General features: G+C 46.3%; 14 protein-coding genes. 2 read left to right on the top strand and 12 right to left on the bottom strand.

The genetic code is table 11. From position 1 onward, the window contains the following. Positions 1-9: 9 nt before the first annotated feature. The 3 genes from mmsB to chvE all read right to left on the bottom strand — a co-directional run bounded on the left by mmsB (position 10) and on the right by chvE (position 4,015). Positions 10-1,209 carry a multiple monosaccharide ABC transporter permease gene (mmsB, locus tag OA79_RS12795; protein WP_063333628.1) on the bottom strand — a complete coding sequence of 400 codons (1,200 nt, stop codon included), beginning with the start codon at positions 1,207-1,209 and terminating at the stop codon, positions 10-12. A gap of 14 nt (positions 1,210-1,223) precedes the next feature. Further along, the gene (gene mmsA, locus OA79_RS12790; RefSeq protein ID WP_063333627.1) at positions 1,224-2,762 is read right to left on the bottom strand and encodes a multiple monosaccharide ABC transporter ATP-binding protein; all 1,539 of its coding nucleotides are present in this window, start codon (positions 2,760-2,762) and stop codon (positions 1,224-1,226) included. Between the two features lie 191 nt (positions 2,763-2,953). Further along, complete coding sequence (chvE, locus tag OA79_RS12785; RefSeq protein ID WP_063333626.1) at positions 2,954-4,015, bottom strand: multiple monosaccharide ABC transporter substrate-binding protein; 1,062 nt, start codon at positions 4,013-4,015, stop codon at positions 2,954-2,956. A gap of 285 nt (positions 4,016-4,300) precedes the next feature. Here chvE and OA79_RS12780 point away from each other — a divergent pair, with 285 nt between their 5' ends. Continuing rightward, positions 4,301-5,899 (top strand): cation:proton antiporter family protein, encoded by a 1,599-nt coding sequence (locus tag OA79_RS12780; RefSeq protein WP_063333625.1) that lies wholly within the window; start codon positions 4,301-4,303, stop codon positions 5,897-5,899. 22 nt (positions 5,900-5,921) lie between these two features. Here OA79_RS12780 and OA79_RS18240 read toward each other — a convergent pair whose 3' ends face one another. From OA79_RS18240 to OA79_RS12740, 9 genes are all read right to left on the bottom strand, one after another. Beyond that, the gene (locus OA79_RS18240; protein WP_156486267.1) at positions 5,922-6,095 is read right to left on the bottom strand and encodes a DUF6435 family protein; all 174 of its coding nucleotides are present in this window, start codon (positions 6,093-6,095) and stop codon (positions 5,922-5,924) included. Positions 6,096-6,246: 151 nt separating this feature from the next. Further along, the gene (locus OA79_RS12775; protein WP_063333624.1) at positions 6,247-7,668 is read right to left on the bottom strand and encodes an FAD-dependent oxidoreductase; all 1,422 of its coding nucleotides are present in this window, start codon (positions 7,666-7,668) and stop codon (positions 6,247-6,249) included. Positions 7,669-7,781: 113 nt separating this feature from the next. Continuing rightward, a complete protein-coding gene (gene gltB / locus OA79_RS12770) occupies positions 7,782-12,233 on the bottom strand; it encodes a glutamate synthase large subunit (protein ID WP_063333623.1) in 4,452 nt (1,483 codons plus the stop codon). Positions 12,234-12,659: 426 nt separating this feature from the next. Next, positions 12,660-14,204, bottom strand: a complete 1,545-nt coding sequence (locus OA79_RS12765; protein WP_063333622.1) for an SPOR domain-containing protein — start codon at positions 14,202-14,204, stop codon at positions 12,660-12,662. Positions 14,205-14,235: 31 nt separating this feature from the next. Then, positions 14,236-15,342: a 3-dehydroquinate synthase gene (aroB, locus tag OA79_RS12760; RefSeq protein WP_063333621.1), complete on the bottom strand. Its 1,107-nt coding sequence runs from the start codon at positions 15,340-15,342 to the stop codon at positions 14,236-14,238. Beyond that, complete coding sequence (locus OA79_RS12755; protein ID WP_063333620.1) at positions 15,342-15,890, bottom strand: shikimate kinase; 549 nt, start codon at positions 15,888-15,890, stop codon at positions 15,342-15,344. Before OA79_RS12755 ends, aroB begins: the two co-directional genes overlap by 1 nt. A 42-nt stretch (positions 15,891-15,932) precedes the next feature. After that, positions 15,933-17,111: a type II and III secretion system protein gene (locus tag OA79_RS12750; RefSeq protein ID WP_063333619.1), complete on the bottom strand. Its 1,179-nt coding sequence runs from the start codon at positions 17,109-17,111 to the stop codon at positions 15,933-15,935. Further along, a complete protein-coding gene (locus OA79_RS12745; RefSeq protein WP_063333618.1) occupies positions 17,080-17,814 on the bottom strand; it encodes a hypothetical protein in 735 nt (244 codons plus the stop codon). The genes OA79_RS12750 and OA79_RS12745 overlap by 32 nt, the downstream gene beginning before the upstream one ends. Beyond that, complete coding sequence (locus OA79_RS12740) at positions 17,786-18,742, bottom strand: hypothetical protein (RefSeq protein WP_063333617.1); 957 nt, start codon at positions 18,740-18,742, stop codon at positions 17,786-17,788. The genes OA79_RS12745 and OA79_RS12740 overlap by 29 nt, the downstream gene beginning before the upstream one ends. A 158-nt stretch (positions 18,743-18,900) precedes the next feature. Here OA79_RS12740 and OA79_RS12735 point away from each other — a divergent pair, with 158 nt between their 5' ends. Further along, positions 18,901-21,360: a penicillin-binding protein 1A gene (locus OA79_RS12735; RefSeq protein ID WP_063333616.1), complete on the top strand. Its 2,460-nt coding sequence runs from the start codon at positions 18,901-18,903 to the stop codon at positions 21,358-21,360. The last annotated feature ends 90 nt before the right edge of the window (positions 21,361-21,450 follow it).

Genomic DNA, 21,450 nt, shown 5'->3' with positions numbered 1-21,450 from the left:
ATTGGCTCCTTAGCGTGCTTTTTGTTTGTTGTAGACGTCGAAGACCACCGCCGCGAGCAAGACCAAACCTTTAATGACTTGCTGCCAATCGATGCCTATACCCAAAATCGACATACCGTTATTCATGACGCCCATGATGAAGGCACCAATCACAGCACCAATCACTTTCCCCACGCCTCCCGTCATTGAGGCGCCACCAATGAAGACGGCCGCAATGACATCCAGCTCAAAGGCAAAACCCGCCTTGGGCGTCGCCGTATTCAGACGCGCCGCAAAGATAAGTCCGGCCAGCGCGGCCAGCATGCCCATATTGGCAAAGGTCAAAAAGGTCAAACGCTCAGTATTAATACCCGACAGTTTGGCCGCTTTCACATTACCGCCAAGTGCATAAATACGACGTCCAATGGTGGTGCTGTTAGTGACAAAGGTATAAATAGCAATAAGCACAGCCATGGTAATCAATACATTGGGCAATCCACGATACGTGCTCAGCAAATAAGACAGATAGATAATCGCCGCGGCAATTAAGGCGTTTTTAACGAGGAAAAACGAGAAGGGTTCGTCTTGAATACCATACTTTAAAGATTGAGCACGGCTACGCGCCGCCAAAAAGACAATGGTACTGGCCGCTAAAATGCCAAGCACCAAAGCGGTGACATTAGGACGACCAACGCCAAACACATCGGGAATAAAACCCGTGCTTAATAATTGAAAGCTCTTCGGAAAGGGGCCCACCGACTGCCCTTCCAATAAGGCGAGGGTCAAGCCACGAAACACCAACATACCTGCCAAAGTGACAATGAAAGCGGGAATCTTCCAATAGGCAATCCAATACCCTTGTAAACCACCAATGATCAGCCCGACCAAAAGACAAACAGGCACCACAATGATGGTTGGCAAATCATAATTGACCGACATGACCGCCGCCAATGCGCCAATGAATCCAACAACCGAACCCACCGACAGATCAATGTGACCCGCCACAATCACTAGTAACATGCCAATGGCCATAATGATGATGTAACTATTTTGTAGAAATAAATTGGTTAAGTTCACCGGCCGCATCAAGGTGCCATCGGTTAAAAACTCAAACATCGCCATGATCACCACCAGCGCAATTAACATCCCATAATCTCGCACATGTGTTTTCAAATAATGAGTAACAGAAGGTGCTGCTGGCACCGCCGAAGTCGTTTCTTTTGTTGTCATAATTCTTGCTCCTGTTACGCTTTCACTATCATTGACATGATTTTTTCTTGGCTGGCATCGGCTTGCTCTAACTCACCCACAAAACGGCCTTCATTCATCACATAAATACGATCACACATGCCCAGTAACTCTGGCATCTCGGAAGAAATCATCACCACGCCTTTGCCGTCATCGGCCAGCTGATTGATGATGCTGTAGATTTCAAATTTAGCGCCAACATCAATGCCACGAGTCGGCTCATCCAAAATGAGCACATCAGGTTGTGAGTACAGCCATTTACTCAACACCACTTTTTGCTGATTACCACCTGATAAATTCATGACTTTTTGGAACACACTAGGGGTTCGAATATTCAGTGCCTTGCGATAGTCTTCTGACACTTTGCGCTCAATGTTTTCATCAATGATGCCCTGTGACGAAACACCATTGAGATTCGCCAAAGTGGTGTTGATTTGAATGGTTTCCTCTAAAATCAGACCGAGTTCTTTGCGATCTTCTGTCACGTACGCCAAACCGCTTTTTATGGCATTGGGTACCGTCGATAAATCCGCAATGTCACCACGCAATCTCACTTCGCCTTGAATATTTTTGCCGTAGCTCTGACCAAACAGACTCATCGCTAATTCTGTTCGCCCTGACCCCATTAACCCAGCAATACCAACCACTTCACCAGCACGAACATGAAAGCAAATATCATGGATAATTTGACGATCTAGCGCATCTGGGTGCCAAACATTCCAAGCCACTACTTCCATCAGCATTTTGCCTGGATGACTGTCGTCGGATGCGTTGTCGCGAGTGGGATAACGATGCGCCATATCACGGCCGACCATATCGCGAATAATGTCCTCTTCACTAATGGCTTGTGCATGACAATCTAGGGTAGACACCGACTGGCCATCACGAATCACCGTAATGCTGTCCGCAACCCGGCTGATTTCATTGAGTTTGTGGGTAATGAGAATGGAAGAAATGCCTTGCGCCTTGAATTCCAACAATAGATCCAACAGCTTGGCACTGTCGTTTTCTTGCAGCGCTGACGTGGGTTCGTCCAAAATCAGCAATTTCACATCCTTGGCTAAGGCCTTAGCGATCTCAACCAATTGCTGTTTGCCCACCCCCAATTGACCAAGCAAGGTGGAGGGCGACTCTTTAAATCCGACTTTTTCGAGTAGAGATTGCGTTCGGGCATAGGTTTTCGGCCAGTTAATCACGCCATTATCAAGGTTCTCATTGCCTAAGAATAAATTCTCAGCAATCGACAACAGCGGCACCAGAGCTAACTCTTGGTGAATGATAATAATGCCTTTTGCTTCACTGTCCGTTATCCCTGAAAATCGCGCCGTTTCATTGTTAAACAGAATGTCGCCGTCATAACTGCCGTATGGATACACGCCACTCAACACTTTCATCAGCGTCGATTTGCCCGCGCCATTCTCCCCCACCAAGGCATGTATTTCGCCTTCACGCACTTTCAAATTCACCGAGTCGAGGGCTTTTACGCCAGGAAAGGTCTTGGTAATGCCGCGCATTTCCAAAATGATATTTTCCATAAAACATCCCATCAGCTGGACGTGCTATTCGCAAGAGAGCTCTCGCGAGCAGCACATCCGCCTCGTTATTATTGTTAATTTAGGATAATAGAAACGCTTGGTACTAAGTCACACATCAGCCAATGCCCGACCAAAACAGACGTCTTGATTCAGTACTATAAGGCATTGGCTGACCTCATCTACGAGGTCGCTTATTCGACTTGAGACTTGGTGTAATAGCCACTGCCCAGCAGTACGTTTTGCCAGTTAGACTTATCCACTGTGACCGGCTCCAGCAAATAACTGGGTATCACCTTAATACCGTTATCATAAGTTTCGGTATCATTGATTTCAGGCTTGGTATCACTCAACACCGCCTGAACCATTCCCACCGTCACATTGGCCAGTTCCCGGGTGTCTTTAAAAATGGTTGAATATTGTTCGCCTGCAATAATGGACTTAACCGATGGCACTTCCGCATCTTGCCCGGTCACGATCGGCATCAGCATATCGCCAGAACCATAACCAACCCCCTTGAGCGAAGACAAAATGCCAATGGAGATACCGTCATAAGGCGATAAAATGCCATCAATACGCTGGGTGGTATAATGCGCAGACAAGAGATTGTCCATGCGTGCTTGCGCAGTCGCGCCATCCCAACGCAAGGTACCTACTTTATCCATTCCCATTTGACCTGAGACGATGTTCACCTTGCCTGAATCTATCATTGGCTGAAGCACAGACATTGCCCCGTTATAAAAGAAATAAGCATTGTTATCGTCAGGAGAACCACCAAACAGTTCCACGTTATAAGGGCCACTGCCACGTTGTTCCATGCCTCTGATCAAAGACTTAGCTTGCAGCACACCCACTTTGAAATTATCAAACGTCGCGTAGTAACTCACATAAGGGCTGTTTTTGATCAGACGATCATAGGAAATCACTTTAATGCCAGCGGCATCGGCATTTTCTAAGGCATTGGATAAGGTCGTGCCATCAATCGCCGCAATGACCAAAACATCAACGCCTTTTACAATCATATTTTCAATTTGAGAAAGTTGATTCGGTATTTCATCTTCCGCGTACTGTAGGTCCACTTTATAGCCCGCATCTTTGAAGAGGGTAACCATTGAGTTGCCATCTGTGATCCAGCGTGCGGAAGATTTTGTTGGCATCGCGATACCAACATAGCCGTTCGCAGCAAAGGTACTGGCAGAGCTGAGTAGCGTCGCACCAACCGCCAATCCAAGCAGGGTGTTTTTTAGGTAGTTCATTAGCTTCTCCTGTTGCGACCAAGTAAGCTCGACAAAAAGCAAGCTCGGTTGGCCTTTAGAGTTATTATGATTATTTTGTCTAGCCAATCAGGTTTTAAAACCTACTCAGCAGCGTAGGTAAATTAGACATACCATTCAAATAGAAATAATGCTTGGTGACATACCAATATTGATATGTATTTTCTGACAAATACACGAAAAGCAATCAATTCAAAGCTGCGCTCGGTAAACAAATTTCGTATGATGTAGCCCCCTCTTAGCACGCCGTTCATTTAGAAGGAATGTATGGAATTTATTTGGATTTTATTCGCTTTTGTCTGTGGACTTGCGGTGAAAATGGTCAATTTGCCGCCCTTGATTGGTTTCCTATTGGCCGGTTTCTTACTCAACTATCTGGGTATTCAACCAAGTAGCATTCTGGATTCTCTCGCCAATGTGGGCATTACTCTGATGCTGTTTAGCATCGGGCTTAAGTTGCACGTCAAAGACTTATTAAAGCGTGAAGTTTGGGCGTCGACGTTAAGTCATATGGGTGTATGGACGGTCTTGTTCGGTGGCCTGGGTCTACTCTTTGCCATGTTGAGTTTGCCATTCTTTAACCTATTGACCCTACAGACAGCTGCCTTGATTGGATTTGCTTTGAGCTTCTCTAGCACAGTGTGTGTTATGAAACTGTTAGAAGAAAGCGGCGAACTCAAAACTCGCCATGGCCAGCTCGCACTGGGTATTTTAGTCATGCAGGACATAGTGGCAGTGGTGTTTCTGGTTGCCGCCACTGGGCACATACCTTCGCTTTGGGCATTGGGTCTATTCGGCCTAATTCTGGTGCGGCCTTTGATCAATAAACTGGTCGATCAAGCTGGGCACGGAGAGATGCTGCCGTTAACCGGCCTTTTTCTTGCTTTGGGTGGCTACGAGTTATTCTACCTAGTCGGCGTCAAAGGTGATCTAGGCGCGTTAATCTTCGGCATCCTATTGGCTTCTCATGCCAAAGCCTCTGAAATGAACAAGTCTTTAATGAATTTTAAAGATCTATTTTTAATCGGTTTTTTCCTTTCCATCGGATTTACTGCGCTGCCTACGCTGAGCATGATTGGCATCAGTCTCATTATCACCTTGGTGATTTTAGCCAAATTTGCCCTCTTCTTTGTCTTACTCACAAAATTGAAGTTGCGCGGTCGTACCTCATTTTTATCCGCTTTAATCTTATCGAATTATAGTGAGTTTGGTCTGATTGTCGTGGCACTGAGTGTTTCCAATGGCTGGCTGAACAAAGAATGGCTGGTCATTTTGGCACTAGCTGTGTCTTTTTCGTTTGTTATCACCAGTATTATTTACCGACAATCCCACCGACTATACCGAAAAAATAAAGATGCCATTCGTCAATTTGAAAGCCCCGAATGTTTGCCTGTGGATGTCTTTAGTCAGCCCAAAGATGCACAAATACTCATTGTCGGCTTAGGACGAGTGGGACGCGGGGCTTTTGAATCACTCAAAAATCTAGTGGGCAGCGGCGTCGCTGGCATGGATGCTGATCGGATTCGGATTCGGCGTATGCAAGAAGCCAATGAAAATGTATTTTATGGCGATGGTGAAGATGCGGATTTATGGGAACGACTGGACACTGCCGACATTCAGCTTATCATGCTGGCGTTACCGATTGCTGAAGACAGCACCAATATCGCCATCCAGTTACGCAAAGCAAATTATCAAGGACAAATAGCGGCCATTGCTCGTTACCAAGATGAGCGCGAAGAGCTGCTTGCCGCAGGCATTGATAATGTCTTCAACTTCTATACCGAAGCTGGTACTGGCTTTGCCGAAGAGAGTTTAGGGCTAATTAGACCAAATGAATCTAGCAAAGCCACCATGTCTACAATCTAATAGTAAACTTTGGTTGAATGGTTTAGGTGGAGGCGGACAAGGCATCCATCTTAGCCTTCACGGCTTCGGCTTTTTCCGTTAACTCAGAATACAAGCGTATGTCGCCGCCACGCTGAGCCTGCATGGCTTTTTCAAGCAATTCGCCATACTCTTTGTTGAGCTTTTTCTTTGGATCGGCTTTCAAGAAACTAAACATAGTCATCCTCTTTGTGCGTCGTTTTAGTAGATACGACGCTCTCTCTATTTTAGATGTTTTAAGCCATAAAAAATGCCAACTTAAACAAATTAAGTTGGCATTTTATGTCAATCAAAAACACTCTGCTTCAATTCAGCGTGTTTCTGGCATATTACACATCTAGGTAGTCCATGATGCCTTCCGCCGCTTTACGACCTTCATCAATCGCTGTGACGACCAAATCAGAACCGCGAACCATATCACCACCCGCGAAGATTTTTTCGTTGGTCGTTTGGAACATAAACTGACCTTTTTTCGGTGCAAGCACTCGGCCTCGTGAATCGGTTTCGATGCCAAATTTTTCGAACCATGGTGCTGGACTCGCTTGGAAACCAAAAGCCACCAATACCGTATCCGCAGGAATCACCTGCTCACTGCCTTCGATGATTTCAGCGCTGCGGCGACCATTTTCATCCGGCTCACCCATCTGAGTTTCAACAACCTTGATGCCTTCTACTTTACCATCACCAATGATTTCCACTGGCTGACGGTTAAATAAGAACTGCACGCCTTCTTCTTTGGCGTTAGTCACTTCTTTACGAGAGCCCGGCATGTTTTCACGGTCACGACGATAGGCACAAGTGACGCTTTTCGCCCCTTGACGGATCGCGGTACGGTTACAGTCCATCGCGGTATCACCACCACCCAAAACGACAACCTTCTTACCTTTCAGGTTGATGTAATCCGCTTCGTCTTCTTCTAGCTCTAAGCAATGATTCACATTGGAAACCAAATAATCCAAAGCGTCGTACACACCAGGCAGGTCTTCACCTGGGAATCCACCTTTCATGTACTTGTAAGTCCCCATGCCTAAAAAGACCGCATCGTACTCTTCTAACACATGTTCAAACGGCACATCGTCACCCACAGAGGTACCCAATACGAATTCCACGCCCATTTCTTCAAAGACTTCACGACGACGCGTCATGACGCTCTTCTCAAGCTTGAATTCAGGGATACCAAAGGTCAGCAAACCACCGATTTCAGGGTATTTATCAAATACTACTGGCTTGATACCGTTACGCACTAGCACGTCAGCACAGGCTAAGCCGGCAGGGCCAGCCCCAACAATCGCGACCGTCTTATTCACCGGCACGACTTTTGACATATCTGGACGCCAACCTAAAGCAAACGCCGTATCCGTAATGTATTTTTCAACTGAACCAATGGTTACCGCGCCAAAACCACCTTCACCCAGTGTACAAGCCCCTTCACAAAGACGATCTTGTGGGCACACACGACCACACACTTCTGGTAAAGAGTTCGTTTGGTGGCTTAATTCAGCAGCTTCCAAAATATTGCCTTCACTGACCAGTTTCAGCCAATTCGGAATGTAGTTGTGAACAGGGCATTTCCATTCACAATATGGGTTACCACATTCTAGGCAACGGTGAGCCTGATCTTTTGCGTTTGGCTCTTCAAACGGTTTATAAATTTCGACGAACTGAGCCTTACGAGTGATTAAAGGCTTCTTCTTTGGATCCTGACGATCAACTTCGACGAATTGAAATGCATTGTTCAAGCGCTCAGACATAAGCTGCTATCTCCTGTGGCCGCTTGCTCGCAAGCGGCACTTCTCTCAAATGGGTCAAATCAAATTCATTCATGGCACATGGTGCAAAAAATGACGTGCCATGACAGCGTGTTTTATTCTGGACGTTGACGAGTACTGGCCAACAACGCCCCTAAACTCGCGGCTTTCGGTTTTACCAGCCAGAATTTGCCAATGTAGTCATAGAAATTCTCTAGAATTTCTTTACCCCACTCGCTGTCAGTTTCACGAACATACTCTTCGATTACAGAACGAAGGTGCGAACGGTACTCTTCTGTTAATTCCGTACCAATGCGGTGAATCTCCACCAACTCATGGTTGTACTTATCAACAAAGGTGCGGTCCATGTCCAATACGTAAGCAAAGCCACCAGTCATACCGGCACCGAAGTTGTATCCCGTATTACCCAGTACCGTTACCATTCCGCCCGTCATGTATTCACAACAGTGATCACCAGCCCCTTCGATAACCGTATGAGTACCAGAGTTACGGACAGCAAAACGTTCACCGGCGGTTCCAGCGGCGAATAGTTTGCCGCCTGTAGCGCCGTACAAACAGGTGTTACCGATAATGGCCGAATCTTGCGATTCAAACATCGAACCACGAGGTGGACGAATAACCAACTTACCGCCAGTCATGCCTTTACCAACGTAATCGTTAGCATCGCCTTCTAAGTACATATTCAAACCACCGGCGTTCCAAACACCGAAACTTTGCCCCGCCGTACCGGTTAATTTTAAGGTCAACGGTGTATCTGCCATGCCTTGGTTGCCATAACGTTTAGCAATTTCACCAGACAAACGTGCACCGATAGAACGGTCACAGTTGGTCACATCAAAGGCAAACTCACCACCTTCTTTTTCTTCTACCACGTCTTGCACGGTATCCCACATTTTCAGGGCCAATAGGCCTTTATCATGTGGCGGGTTCAACGGTACTTCACAGTACTGTGGTTTGTCCGCTGGAATCGCATCGTTATTCAGAATCGGAGACAAGTCTAGATTCTGTTGTTTTTCAGTTTCACCTGGTAGCAGGCTCAACAAATCCGTACGGCCGATTAGGTCTTGTAGGTTTGAAACACCTAATTTCGCTAACCACAAACGCGTATCTTCGGCCATAAAGCGGAAGAAATTTTTGATCATTTCCACTGTGCCGAGGAAGTGATCATCGCGTAATTTCTGATCCTGAGTCGCCACACCAGTTGCACAGTTATTCAAGTGACAAATACGCAAGAACTTACAACCCATGGCCACCATTGGCGTGGTACCGAAACCAAAACTCTCAGCACCAAGGATAGCGGCTTTCACCACGTCCAAACCGGTTTTCAAACCACCATCCGTTTGGAGACGAATCTTGCCACGCAAATCATTGGCACGAAGGGCTTGTTGCGCTTCCGCTAAACCAAGCTCCCAAGGTGAACCCGCATGACGAATCGAGGTAATCGGAGACGCAGCCGTACCACCGTCGTAACCAGAGATGGTGATCAAATCTGCATAGGCTTTCGCCACACCAGCAGCGATCGTGCCCACACCCGGTTCAGACACAAGCTTCACAGAAACCAAAGCATCAGGGTTAACTTGTTTCAAGTCGAAAATCAGCTGAGCCAAATCCTCGATCGAATAAATATCATGGTGCGGCGGTGGTGAAATCAAGGTCACACCCGGAACCGCATAACGCAAGCGAGCGATCAAGCCATTTACCTTACCACCAGGTAGCTGACCACCTTCGCCCGGTTTCGCACCTTGCGCTACCTTAATTTGCAGCACTTCAGCATTGACCAAGTATTCTGGTGTTACACCAAAACGACCCGACGCAATCTGTTTGATTTTGGAGCGACGTTCTGTACCGTGACGAGCAGGATCTTCACCACCCTCACCTGAGTTTGAACGACAACCGAGCTCATTCATTGCTTGTGCTAAGGCTTCATGCGCCTCTGGTGACAAAGCACCAAGTGACATACCGGCTGAGTCAAAACGCGGCAATATGCTTTCAATCGGCTCAACCTGATCCAGTTCAATCGGCGTCGCGTTATCTGAAATCGCAAACAAGTCTCGCAACATAGACGCTGGGCGGCTGTTTACCAATTCGGTGTACTTACTAAAGTCAGCAAAATTACCACTGCCTACCGCGGTTTGTAGGTTACGTACCACATCCGGATTAAACGCATGATATTCCGCATCGTGTACATATTTTAGGTAACCACCTTGCTGAATCGGCTTACGAAGTTTCCAGGCGTTATTTGCCACTGACGCTTGCTCGCGTTGGAAATCAATGAAGCTTGCGCCTTCAATGCGACTCGCAACCCCTTTGAAACAGAGATCGATAACCTCTGTTGCCAAACCAACCGCTTCGAATAATTGCGCACCACGGTAAGATGCCATGGTTGAAATACCCATTTTTGATAGGATTTTCATCAGGCCTTTGTTGATGCCCTTACGGTATTTCGCATGACAAGCAATGGGGTCACCCAACACTTCGCCTTTATCAATCATGTCGTTAATCAAACGGTATGAAAGATACGGATAAACCGCCGTCGCACCAAAACCTAACAACACAGCAAATTGATGAGGATCGCGAGCAAAACCTGTGTCAGCAATGATGTTGGAATCACAACGCAAACCCACTTTGGTTAAGTGGTGATGAACCGCACCGACGGCCATTGGCGCTGGAATCGGCAAGCGACTCTTCGCCAAATCACGATCCGTTAGCACCAGAATCACGGCACCATCACGCACTTCTTGTTCTGCTTTTAATTGCAGAGCCTTGATAGACTCTTCTAAAGACGCTTCAGCTGGATCGTAATTCGTGTCCAAACGCACTAAACGGAATTTGTGATCGTTCATCGCCAGTAGACGGCTAAATTTACGAGGCGACAACAGTGGCGACGATAAGATAATACGATTCGCATGCTTTGGTGTTTCTTCGAACAGGTTACGCTCTACACCAACACACGTTTCCAACGACATCACAATGGATTCACGCAGTGGATCAATTGGTGGGTTGGTCACCTGAGCAAACTTCTGACGGAAGTAGTCACTCACTGGACGAGTTTGACTGGACATCACCGCCATAGGCGTATCATCACCCATCGAACCAACGGCTTCATGACCACTTTCAGCCAGCGGACGGAAGATTTGTTCACGCTCCTCAAAAGACACTTGGAACATCTTCTGATACGTCGTCATCTCATCTTTAGTAAAAGGTTCGAATTCCTGAGACGACTCCACCAAAATGGTTTCAATTCGAATGGCTTCTTGCTTCAACCATTTTTTGTATGGGTGCAATGCTTTAAGACGGTTATCAATATCGTCTGTGTGCAGCACTTTACCGGTTTGCGTGTCTACCACCAGCATCTGTCCTGGTCCAACACGGCCTTTCGCCACCACATCTTCTGACTTATAGTCATAAGTACCAATTTCAGACGCCAAGGTGATGAAACCATTTTTAGTGATCACCCAACGAGAAGGACGCAAACCATTACGGTCCAACATACAGATAGCATGACGACCATCAGTCATTACCAAACCGGCCGGGCCATCCCATGGTTCCATGTGCATCGAGTTATACTCGTAAAAAGCACGTAACTCTGGGTCCATGTTTTCAACATTTTGCCATGCAGGTGGAATAATCAAACGCGCGGCACGGAAGATGTCCATGCCACCAGTGACGAGTATTTCCAACATGTTATCCATAGAGGAAGAGTCAGAACCCGTCAGGTTAACCAAAGGTTGCAAGTCCTGTAACTCTGGAATCAAAGGTGAACGCAATTTGCTACCACGTGCCAATGCCCAGTTACGGTTACCTTCAATGGTGTTGATCTCACCATTGTGCGCCAACATACGGAAAGGCTGCGCCAATGGCCAACGAGGTAACGTGTTGGTTGAGAAACGTTGGTGGAACACACAAATAGCGGTTTTCAGTTTTTCATTACCAAGGTCTTTGTAAAAAGACGGTAAGTCAACTGGCATCATCAGACCTTTGTAAGACAAAACCTTGTCAGACAAAGAACAGATGTAAAAATTCTCATACTGTGCCAACGCAATTTCGGCTTGACGACGTGCCACAAACAAACGGGTAGCAAACGTACGTGCATCCATACGATTGCTATCAATGAAGACTTGCTCAATACGCGGCAAGCAATCTAATGCGATGCTACCAAGGCAAGAAGGATCCGTTGGCACTTCACGCCAACCAACGACTTTAAGACCTTGATCTTCTAGTTCTTTCGTCACGCGAACACGCTGTTCTTCTGCTAGTGCTAGGTCCTGATCTAAAAAGACCATACCAATGCCATACAAGTCCGAAAGCGTATGGTTAAACAAGGTCGCAGCTTCTGCACGTAAAAACGCATCAGGCTTTTGAATCAATAGGCCACAACCGTCGCCCGTTTTCCCATCTGCAGCGATACCGCCGCGGTGCGTCATACATGTCAAAGATTCAATGGCGGTTTTTAGCAGTTCATGACTGGTACTGCCTTCCATATGTGCAATTAAGCCGAAGCCGCAGTTGTCTTTGAACTCGCCAGGACGATAAAGGCCTGCATTCATACACCAACTCCCACAGTTGAAACATAAAAAAATAAGATGTCGAATCGTCTATCTGGTGGCGGGGTTAAAAGTGATTCTATTATTAGAAAAGTGTTTTGATAATGACTACTATTTACCCAAAAAGCCACCGAAATGGAGGCTCATACTACCTCGTGGAAGTCAGTGACTCAAACTCGAGCTGCCCTGCATTCTGTTATTTTAGGGCTTTTTATAGGGTAATTTGAGGCAATTTAGAGGGCGATAGAGAATTATCTATGGCAGGAGTTTTTGCAAACAGAAAATTCCTCTGTTCATTCACGTTTTTTAGAGAAATACAGTTATTTTTACTAAATTGTGATTTTTTTTCACGAATGACCCACAGAAAAACGCATCCGACAGCATTTTTCGATGAGTTTTTCTTATCTGAGAGAAGATTATAATGCGGTTTTATTGTGCCTTGCGGATATCATCCTGAATGCCCCGAGCGCTTCTCGCCCACGGATTCAAGGTACGTAAATCACTCGGTAGCGTTTCCGCGGCGGCAATGGCTTCACTGCGATTTCGATACAAACCATACACAACCACAAACCAATCACGGCCATTATGCTGAGCTTTAAAGTAACCAAAGGCATCAATACCACCTTGATCTCGAATAAAGTCTTTTACGGTTTGCTGATTGTGAGTCCCTAATAACTGAAGAGTATAGCGGTTCGGGTTTTGCGATAACCACCACTGAGTTTTATTGAACACATCGTCTGGCGTATTGACCACAGTCTCTTCCGTTTTCGGCGCAACGGGTTTTGGCTCGGTTATGTCAGGTGATTCAGCCAACATAGGCGCTTCTGCTCGAATGGGCGCTTCCAACCGAATTGGTGCCGTCTCAATACTTGGCGCGACAGACTCTGAACGGACCTCATTACTTTTAGACATGCTAATAGCTGGTAACGATGCGCCTTCAGGGATCGGTGGCAAAACCACTTGTCCTTGTTGACCTATCTGTCGTTGCATGGCATCAATACGAGCAATGGTTTCTTCAGAAGATTGTCCCTGCCTTGGACTTAACGGAATGACGTTCGCAGTGCGGTCATTTGATGTGTCTTCCGTTTTATCCGAAAACAATACCGCCACTAAAATACCCAACATGACAATCGACAATAACGCCATGTGAGCCAATGGGAAGCCCATACTCAAACTAAAACCTTTTCCCGCCTTAGTTTTGTTTCCTTTTCCCATCAAACGCTGAGCAATTTCATTAATGCGGCCCGGATAACCACCTGATTCCTGATGAATTTGCTTAATCTGCTTATCCGTAAATGGTAGGTTAATACCACCGCCAACCGCACGAACTCGATGCAGCATGTAGGCTCTGGTTTGCTCTAATGAATAAGGCGCAAGACTAAAAGAATGACTCAATTGTTCATAACGAGAACGTTGATAAGCATCCAAATTACGCCCTAAAGAATGAGCACTAAACAGCACAATATGCGGTACAGTTTGATTTTCCGTCGCTAAGGACATCATATCCAACAACATACTCACCGCATCGGTATTCAGCTCTTGAGCATTATCAATCAAGACTAATGCGGCTTGACCTTTATCCTCTAGCTCATGAGCAAACTTAAGCAAAGGGCCAAATGTGGCTTCATTGGGTGGTTGGGTGAACTGACCAGAAAAGCCAGCGTAGATCGCTTGTAATAATTGTCCGGCGGTCATTAACATGCTGGCTTTCACATGACTCATCACCGTCATCTCATCTTGATGGCGAGCAAATTCCATCAAGAAACGACTTTTACCACTGCCTTCTGGACCTTGCACGACAGAAAGTAAATTACTATAGCGACTTAAATGTTCCAGCAAAGCCAGTTGTTGATTACCTTCTTCCGAAGCAAAGTAGACAGACGCATCCTTCGAACCAAAAGGATCCCTCAGCGGCCCTTTAGAGGGCTGATTCAAGGCTTCCTCGAGATCAAACTGAAACTCTGGCTGAGACATATCCTTCCTTCTAAGACATCACCAACGAATATTATGCCAAACTGGCTTGTTTACCGACTTCAAGCGCATCCAAAATACAGGCGTCAAAAGCGTCTATTGGAAAATCCGACGTTACCATGGCTTCACCCAGTGATGCGAGTAAGACCAAACGCAAGCTGCCATCCAACACTTTCTTATCTAACGCCATACGCTCAACAAAGCTTTCTAAGGTCATTTCCTGTGGTGGCAACACGGGTAACTTGGCCGCCTCAAACAAAGCCACAGAACGATTAACATCTTGTTCGCTTAACTGTCCCATGCGCCATGATAGATCCACCGCCAACACACAACCTGCTGCAACCGCTTCACCGTGTAACCATTTACCGTAACCCAGTTCAGCTTCAATCGCGTGACCAAAGGTGTGACCCAGATTCAAAATCGCACGAATACCGCCTTCTCGCTCGTCTTGGGCAACAACATTGGCTTTCGCCAAACAAGATCGATAAATGGCTTCCGTAATCTTATTCGATTCAAGCGCCATCAAGTCGGTCATTTCAAGCTCTAACCAATCGAAAAACTCCGCATCACAGATCAAACCATATTTAATGACTTCCGCCATGCCCGCCGACAGTTCACGCGGCGGTAAGGTCGCCAACGAATCAATATCAATAATGACCGCTTGTGGCTGATAAAAAGCACCAATCATGTTTTTACCCAACGGATGATTCACACCCGTTTTACCGCCCACTGAAGAATCAACCTGAGACAACAAGGTCGTCGGCACTTGAATAAATGGCACTCCTCGCTGATACGTCGCGGCGGCAAACCCAGCCATGTCTCCGACAACCCCACCACCTAAAGCAATAATCGTCGTTGTCCGATTGTGTCTAGCTTGCAACAAAGAAGACATAATCAAGCCATAAGTATCCAGCGTTTTATAAGCTTCTCCGTCCGGTAAAATACAAGTATCAACCTGATAATCCACAGACAGCATGGAGACCATAGCATCTAAATAAATAGCCGCTACGGTCTCATTAGTCACTATCATGACTTGTTTGCCATGAATGGCTTCATCAAACAGCGCCTTTTGTTGGCGAATTCCACTGCCGATGTAAATAGGGTAACTACGATCACCAAGATCCACAGTTAAAGTACGCATTAGGATTGGCTATCCTCCGATGTTAAATAACGCTTGATGGCGTCTAATACTTTATTGGCAACGGCTTTGGGATGACGAGCATCGGTTTCGATCACTAAGGTCGCCACGTCTCGATAAAGAGGATCGCGCACTTCGAATAATTTTTTCAACGTTGCTTTAGGGTCACCCGTTTGCAACAGAGGACGATGAGAGCTTTTCGAGGTTCGATAAAGCTGCTGCGATACCGATGCATATAAGTACACCACCAAGCCATCTTGCTGCAAAATATCGCGATTCTCTGGTCGCATGACAATACCGCCACCCGTCGCGAGGACAGTATTGTGTGTATCTGATTGAACCATGTTTGAAAGCGCCTGTGTTTCTCTTCTACGAAACCCTTCTTCCCCTTCGCGTTCAAAAATCCATGGTATATCGGCACCTGCATTGTCTTCTATGACTTTGTCTAGGTCGTAAAACTCTTTGCCCATCGATTGTGAAATCAAACGGCCTATTGTTGTTTTTCCAGCGCCCATTGGGCCTACTAAAATAATATTGGGGGCATTTATCATTGTATTTTGTTACACAGAAATTAAGCCAATTAAGAATAGGTCTTAGTTTACCGTCATTTGTAGCAGTTTTGGCGTAATAAATACAAGTAATTCAACCTTTTCTTGTTGTTTTGAGTGGCTTTTGAATAATTCACCTAACCAAGGTACAGAACTCAACAAAGGCACTCGACTTTCTGTGGTAACGCTTTCTTCCCTAAAAACACCACCTAAAACCAGTGTTTCTTGATCTCTCAACATGACTTGGGTAGTTAATCGATTGGTCTTCAAACTCGGCACCCCATTGACCAGATCACCAACCGAATCCTGATGAATGCTCAATTCTAATAAAATGTGGTCATCTTGTTTTACATAAGGCGTCACTTCTAACATGAGTGCGGCCTGTCGAAACGATACGCTGACCGTATCATCACTCACCGTCTGGTACGGAATTTCTGTCCCCGATTCAATTCTGGCGACTTGGCCTGCCGACGTTACGATTTTAGGCTTTGATACCACATTCGCCATGCCCTCGCTTTCCAGCATATCCAACGTTAACGACAACAAGCTGTTTGCGCCGTTAGCCGACAAATCAAATTCACTCGTGGGTGCCAGCGCACCAAGATCAATCGCACCACCAATAGAAGAGCGTACCCCTTGGGACAAGGTGCTTTGCCAGTTAACCCCAAATTGCGACTGAGCCGATCGACTGACCTGAGCGATTTGAGCACTGATTTCAATCTGTTTTAATGGTGAATCCAACCAAGCCAGAACCTCCTCTATCCCTTCCAATGGCGTACAATAATACCCCAGTAATGCATTCGTTCTGTGGTCTACCACAATGGAAGCCGATGGATAAAGAGTGTGTAAATGCTTACTAATAGATTCCGCCTTGGCGTGTTTCAAAGGCCAAAATGAACGTTGACAAAGAGATGGTTCAGACATGGTTTGTTCAACGGTTTGGTCCGGAATCAATACTGCTACCTCAGACTGCCATTGCAAACTAATGCCAGGTTGACGAGCCACGGCCGCTAATACGTCTTGCCAACTGGCATCTTTAATGGACAAGGTGAGATTACGGTCAATGTCAGGACTAATCACCACGCTTTCATTTAGCTGAGCAGCTAACCAAGGCAACACTTCCTGTAACGGCTTGTTTTCAAAATACACATCCAATGATAAGCACAGGTTACTGAAACACAGCCCTGTTATGCTAATCAGCCACCTCCTGTAGCAAGTTGTCATCCTCTGACCTCCTTGTTGTTAGCAATAGTCTATATTGTGAGCCATCCTTGGCGACTAAAATAATGCGATCAGCTAACACAGAAAGCACGCTAACACCCGCTTCGGGTACCCAGCTTCCTTCCTGAAGCCAATATTGTTTGCGGCGAAATTGTACGAGAGCTGAACGTCGATCCGCACTTTTCATTGTGGAGAATAAGCGCCAATCTCGAGCACTAAAATGTGGGCGGCGAAACGGCGTTGGCAGCCAATTCTCAAACGCTCGATTCGCCACGGGAAATTGCACATCCAATTCAATGACGCCTTGCCAACGCCCATCGACTTGCCGCTGCCAATCCACTCCCATTACCGATACGGCCAACGTTTCCTGCACCCTTTCCAGTACAGGTTGCCATTGAGTCATGTGCGCCACCCCTTCGAGTCGCCAACCTGTGACCAAGCGACTACGCGTATTAATGACCGTCTGCTCGAGCCACGCCCAATCAGACAATGACATCGCCAACAAACGATCATCTTGCCGTTGGACCTTATGCCAGCGTTGCCAAGCATTCGCTAAGTTTTTCTCTTCTCGTTTCCAGTCGTCATACGCGGAGAATAAAAACGGATACCAGATCGCCAGTTGCAGGCACAAAATAAGCAATATTAAACGTCCACTTAACATACGTAGGAACGACATATTAATGGCGGAATACTTGGACTGAGACATTCACCACCTCCTCTTGATCAACGGTTGAAAGCGAGTGTGGTGCGACTTTCCAACGCCAATGAGGATGCTTGCTTCGCCAGTTATCCATCACCTTTTTCAACATAGTCTGTGGCAGACTAAAATGAATTTCTGCCTGTTCATCCTGTCCATAAAATGCCTCTACCCTCACACGGTCAGGTAGGCTTTGCACCATATTTAAAGCCGTCAATACAAAGGGCGTCGTCTGCTGGTCTTGCGACCAGTTTGAGGTCACATCCACCACTTGCTGATACGCCATGTCCGCCGATTTAGCCGCCTGCTCAAGATACCAATATAACCCCACTGCTAAGACATGGATCATTAGGCTTAATATCACGCCAAGCCATAAGCAGCGACGCACTCTTTGCTGCTTTTCATATTCTGGGCGATAGCCTGAGATTTGCTGGCTAGTGCAATAAGACCAAGACCGAGATGAGAAGTCTTTAAATTGACTGTAAGCGACTAAAATGCAGTGTCGTCCTTGCTGTTGAAACGCCGAAAATAAAGGCTCGGACCAGTTTTTTGAGCAAGCATACACGGTGAGTTGTGTCTCATGAGCTGACGCCGTTTTATGCTGAAATGCATACAAGGTATTGTCGGGGGTGGCGTAAGTCGATTCAACCGCGAAACTGAGTGCAGCTAAAGGCAATAATCGAGCAGAAACCGGATGATCCAAGCAATGCTGAGTCACACTGAGCCATTCGTCCGGTATGAGTATCAATAATCTTGAGGCACAGTCCAATGCGGCAAAATCAACCCCTTGTAAGCACGCATTGATGCTTTCCGCCGATGGCGCTGAAGACTCAGAGGACGATAATAGCGGCAATAATTCACGGTATTCAGAAGAGTGAAAAAGCTGACAAGCCTGCCCTGAAAATAGAGCAATTGAATAATTTAAAGCGAGCGCCATTTTTCATCCTTGATGTTATTTTTAATGAAGAACCAAAGGTCAGCATCCATACCAAACTTTTTTCTCAAGATAACACGTTTTGCTGCAAAGTTAAGCGCCAATTCTATGAAGATATTCGGTATAATGGTTCTTTTTCATCCAGTGGCAATTGGTTATCTATGGCTAAGGTATTAAAAATTCTCTTTTTTCTCGGTGTATTAGGAGCAATTAGTGCGGCTGGTATCACCTATGCGATTTATTACAATGTAAAAGATCGTATTCCGACAGTGGAAGAACTAAAAGACATAGAGCTGCGGATCCCATTACGCATTTACACCGCCGACAACCAATTGATTGGCGAATTTGGTGAACAGCGCCGTTCCCCAATTAACTATGCAGACATCCCAGCCAACCTTGAACACGCCATCTTGGCCGCTGAAGACACGAACTTCTACCACCATCCCGGTGTTGATATTCTTGGCCTTGGTCGTGCCGTTGTGCAACTGATCACCACAGGCCAAAAACAAGGTGGCGGCAGTACCATTACCATGCAGGTTGCCCGTAACTACTTTTTGTCTTTTGAACAAACCTTTACCCGTAAATTTACCGAAATCTTCATTGCCTTGAAGATGGAACGGGAACTGACCAAACATGAAATTCTTGAACTCTACGTCAATAAAATTTATCTGGGCAAACGTGCCTACGGCTTTGAAGCGGCGTCACAAGTCTATTACGGCAAGAGTTTATCCGAACTGAACCTCGCTCAAATTGCAATGATCGCCGGTCTCCCAAAGGCCCCGTCACGATACAACCCCATTGTTAACCCTTCTCGCGCCTTAATCCGAAGAAACTGGATTTTGCAGCGTATGCTGTCCCTTGGCATGATTAACAAACAAGCTTATGAAGCCGCTGTAGAATCACCTGTCACCGCTGAAAACCATGGTGTCACACCGGATATTGAAGCTGGCTACATTGCTGAAATGGTGCGCTCTGAGCTATACACAACCTTTGGCAATGATCTCTACAATAATGGCATGACGGTATACACCACCATAGACTCTGGTCGTCAAAAAGCCGCAAATGAGGCCGTTTATAATGGCGTCATTGGTTACGACATGCGCCACGGCTACCGTGGTTCGATTGAAACACGTATCGACCTAGTCGACGCGCCGCTTGAAGAACAACAAGCCGCCTTAGAAGAGGTCAGCCGATTTAAAGACTGGCAAGCGGCCTTGGTCATTGCCACAGAAGAGAAAACCGCAGATGTACGCATGGTCAATGGTGAACGTGTGACGCTGTCATGGGACGCCGTCAAATGGGCAAAACCCTACCTCGATGCTGATAAACAAGGGCCTGCACCACAAACCATGGCCGACGTATTAGTGCCGGGCGATGTCATTCGTCTGCGACCAGATGACAACCAAGGCTGGTTACTGGCCCAAAAGCCCGACGTACAAAGTGCGCTGATTTCATTAAACAGCAAGAATGGTGCAATCCAATCCTTGGTCGGCGGTTTTAATTTCTACGAAAACAAATTCAATCGCATCACACAGTCGAAACGTCAACCTGGCTCAAACTTCAAACCGTTTATTTACAGCAGTGCTTTGGCTCGTGGTTATACCGCCGCCAGTATCATCAACGATGCTCCTGTGGTATTCAATGACACCAATCTGGCAACGGCTTGGCGCCCAACCAATGATGGCGGTAAATTTTATGGCCCAACCCGTTTACGCCAAGCGTTATATCGCTCACAAAACATTGTCTCCGTTCGACTATTGGACGAGCTCGGCATTCGTCCGACACTGAACTTTTTAAAACGTTTCGGTTTTGACCCTGATGAATTGCCACACAACTTGTCCTTGTCTTTAGGCAGTGCCAACCTATCTCCTTTACAAATTGCCGCGGGTTACGCGGTCTTCTCGAACGGTGGTTATCAAGTACAACCTTATTTAATTGATCGTGTTGTGGATCGCGATGGTCAGACGCTTTTCCAAGCCACACCAGTGACGGTTTGTGAAACCTGCACACTATTAGAAAGAAACTCCGAAGATGAACCTCAAATGGGTCTTTTTAATAACGCAAACGGCATCAATAGCTTACCTGTTGCACCACAAGTATTAGACCCTGAAGTTAACTACATCATTTATGACATGATGCGTGATGTCATTAAATACGGTACTGGACGACGTGCCTTAGTTCTCAAACGTGACGACATTGCAGGTAAAACTGGTACCACCAATGATGGACGTGATGCTTGGTTCTCTGGCTTCAATGGCGACATCGTCACCTCAGTGTGGAGTGGTTTCGACAACTCTTCGCCGTTGGGTCATTACAGTGGCGGGCGATCTGAATGGGGTGGTTCAGTATCCTTACCCCCTTGGATTGAGTACATGCGATATGCACTACAAGACACACCACCAGATTACGTCGCTAAACCCTCGAGTCTAGTCACCGTTCGTATTGACCCTAAAACAGGCGAGCGAGCGCTACCGGGGCAAAACAATGCCATTTTTGAGATTTTCCGCAAAGACCACGTTCCACCTAAACGTGACCTCAATTCACCGGCGTTAAACAACGGCACCACCAGTGAAGTACAAGAGGAAAAACAAGAAAACAGCGCTCTGGAAAATCTATTCTAACAGCCTATATTCAGTGCTTAGAGAACACTCATCAACTGAACTTGAGTGACCAATGCCATAAATAACGGCCCGTCTCAACGGGTCTTTTTG

Origin of the sequence: Marinomonas sp. TW1, from assembly GCF_001625355.1 — a bacterium.
Lineage (GTDB): Bacteria > Pseudomonadota > Gammaproteobacteria > Pseudomonadales > Marinomonadaceae > Marinomonas.
Note: the sequence above shows the minus strand (reverse complement) of the source record. Positions and strands in the feature narration are given on the sequence as shown.

Excerpts from the sequence above, each read along its gene's own strand:
- mmsB (WP_063333628.1), bottom strand. The coding sequence starts at position 1,209 with ATGACAACAAAAGAAACGACTTCGGCGGTGCCAGCAGCACCTTCTGTT.
- mmsA (WP_063333627.1), bottom strand. The coding sequence starts at position 2,762 with ATGGAAAATATCATTTTGGAAATGCGCGGCATTACCAAGACCTTTCCT.
- chvE (WP_063333626.1), bottom strand. The coding sequence starts at position 4,015 with ATGAACTACCTAAAAAACACCCTGCTTGGATTGGCGGTTGGTGCGACG.
- OA79_RS12780 (WP_063333625.1), top strand. The coding sequence starts at position 4,301 with ATGGAATTTATTTGGATTTTATTCGCTTTTGTCTGTGGACTTGCGGTG.
- OA79_RS18240 (WP_156486267.1), bottom strand. The coding sequence starts at position 6,095 with ATGTTTAGTTTCTTGAAAGCCGATCCAAAGAAAAAGCTCAACAAAGAG.
- OA79_RS12775 (WP_063333624.1), bottom strand. The coding sequence starts at position 7,668 with ATGTCTGAGCGCTTGAACAATGCATTTCAATTCGTCGAAGTTGATCGT.
- gltB (WP_063333623.1), bottom strand. The coding sequence starts at position 12,233 with ATGAATGCAGGCCTTTATCGTCCTGGCGAGTTCAAAGACAACTGCGGC.
- OA79_RS12765 (WP_063333622.1), bottom strand. The coding sequence starts at position 14,204 with ATGTCTCAGCCAGAGTTTCAGTTTGATCTCGAGGAAGCCTTGAATCAG.
- aroB (WP_063333621.1), bottom strand. The coding sequence starts at position 15,342 with ATGCGTACTTTAACTGTGGATCTTGGTGATCGTAGTTACCCTATTTAC.
- OA79_RS12755 (WP_063333620.1), bottom strand. The coding sequence starts at position 15,890 with ATGATAAATGCCCCCAATATTATTTTAGTAGGCCCAATGGGCGCTGGA.
- OA79_RS12750 (WP_063333619.1), bottom strand. The coding sequence starts at position 17,111 with ATGACAACTTGCTACAGGAGGTGGCTGATTAGCATAACAGGGCTGTGT.
- OA79_RS12745 (WP_063333618.1), bottom strand. The coding sequence starts at position 17,814 with ATGTCTCAGTCCAAGTATTCCGCCATTAATATGTCGTTCCTACGTATG.
- OA79_RS12740 (WP_063333617.1), bottom strand. The coding sequence starts at position 18,742 with ATGGCGCTCGCTTTAAATTATTCAATTGCTCTATTTTCAGGGCAGGCT.
- OA79_RS12735 (WP_063333616.1), top strand. The coding sequence starts at position 18,901 with ATGGCTAAGGTATTAAAAATTCTCTTTTTTCTCGGTGTATTAGGAGCA.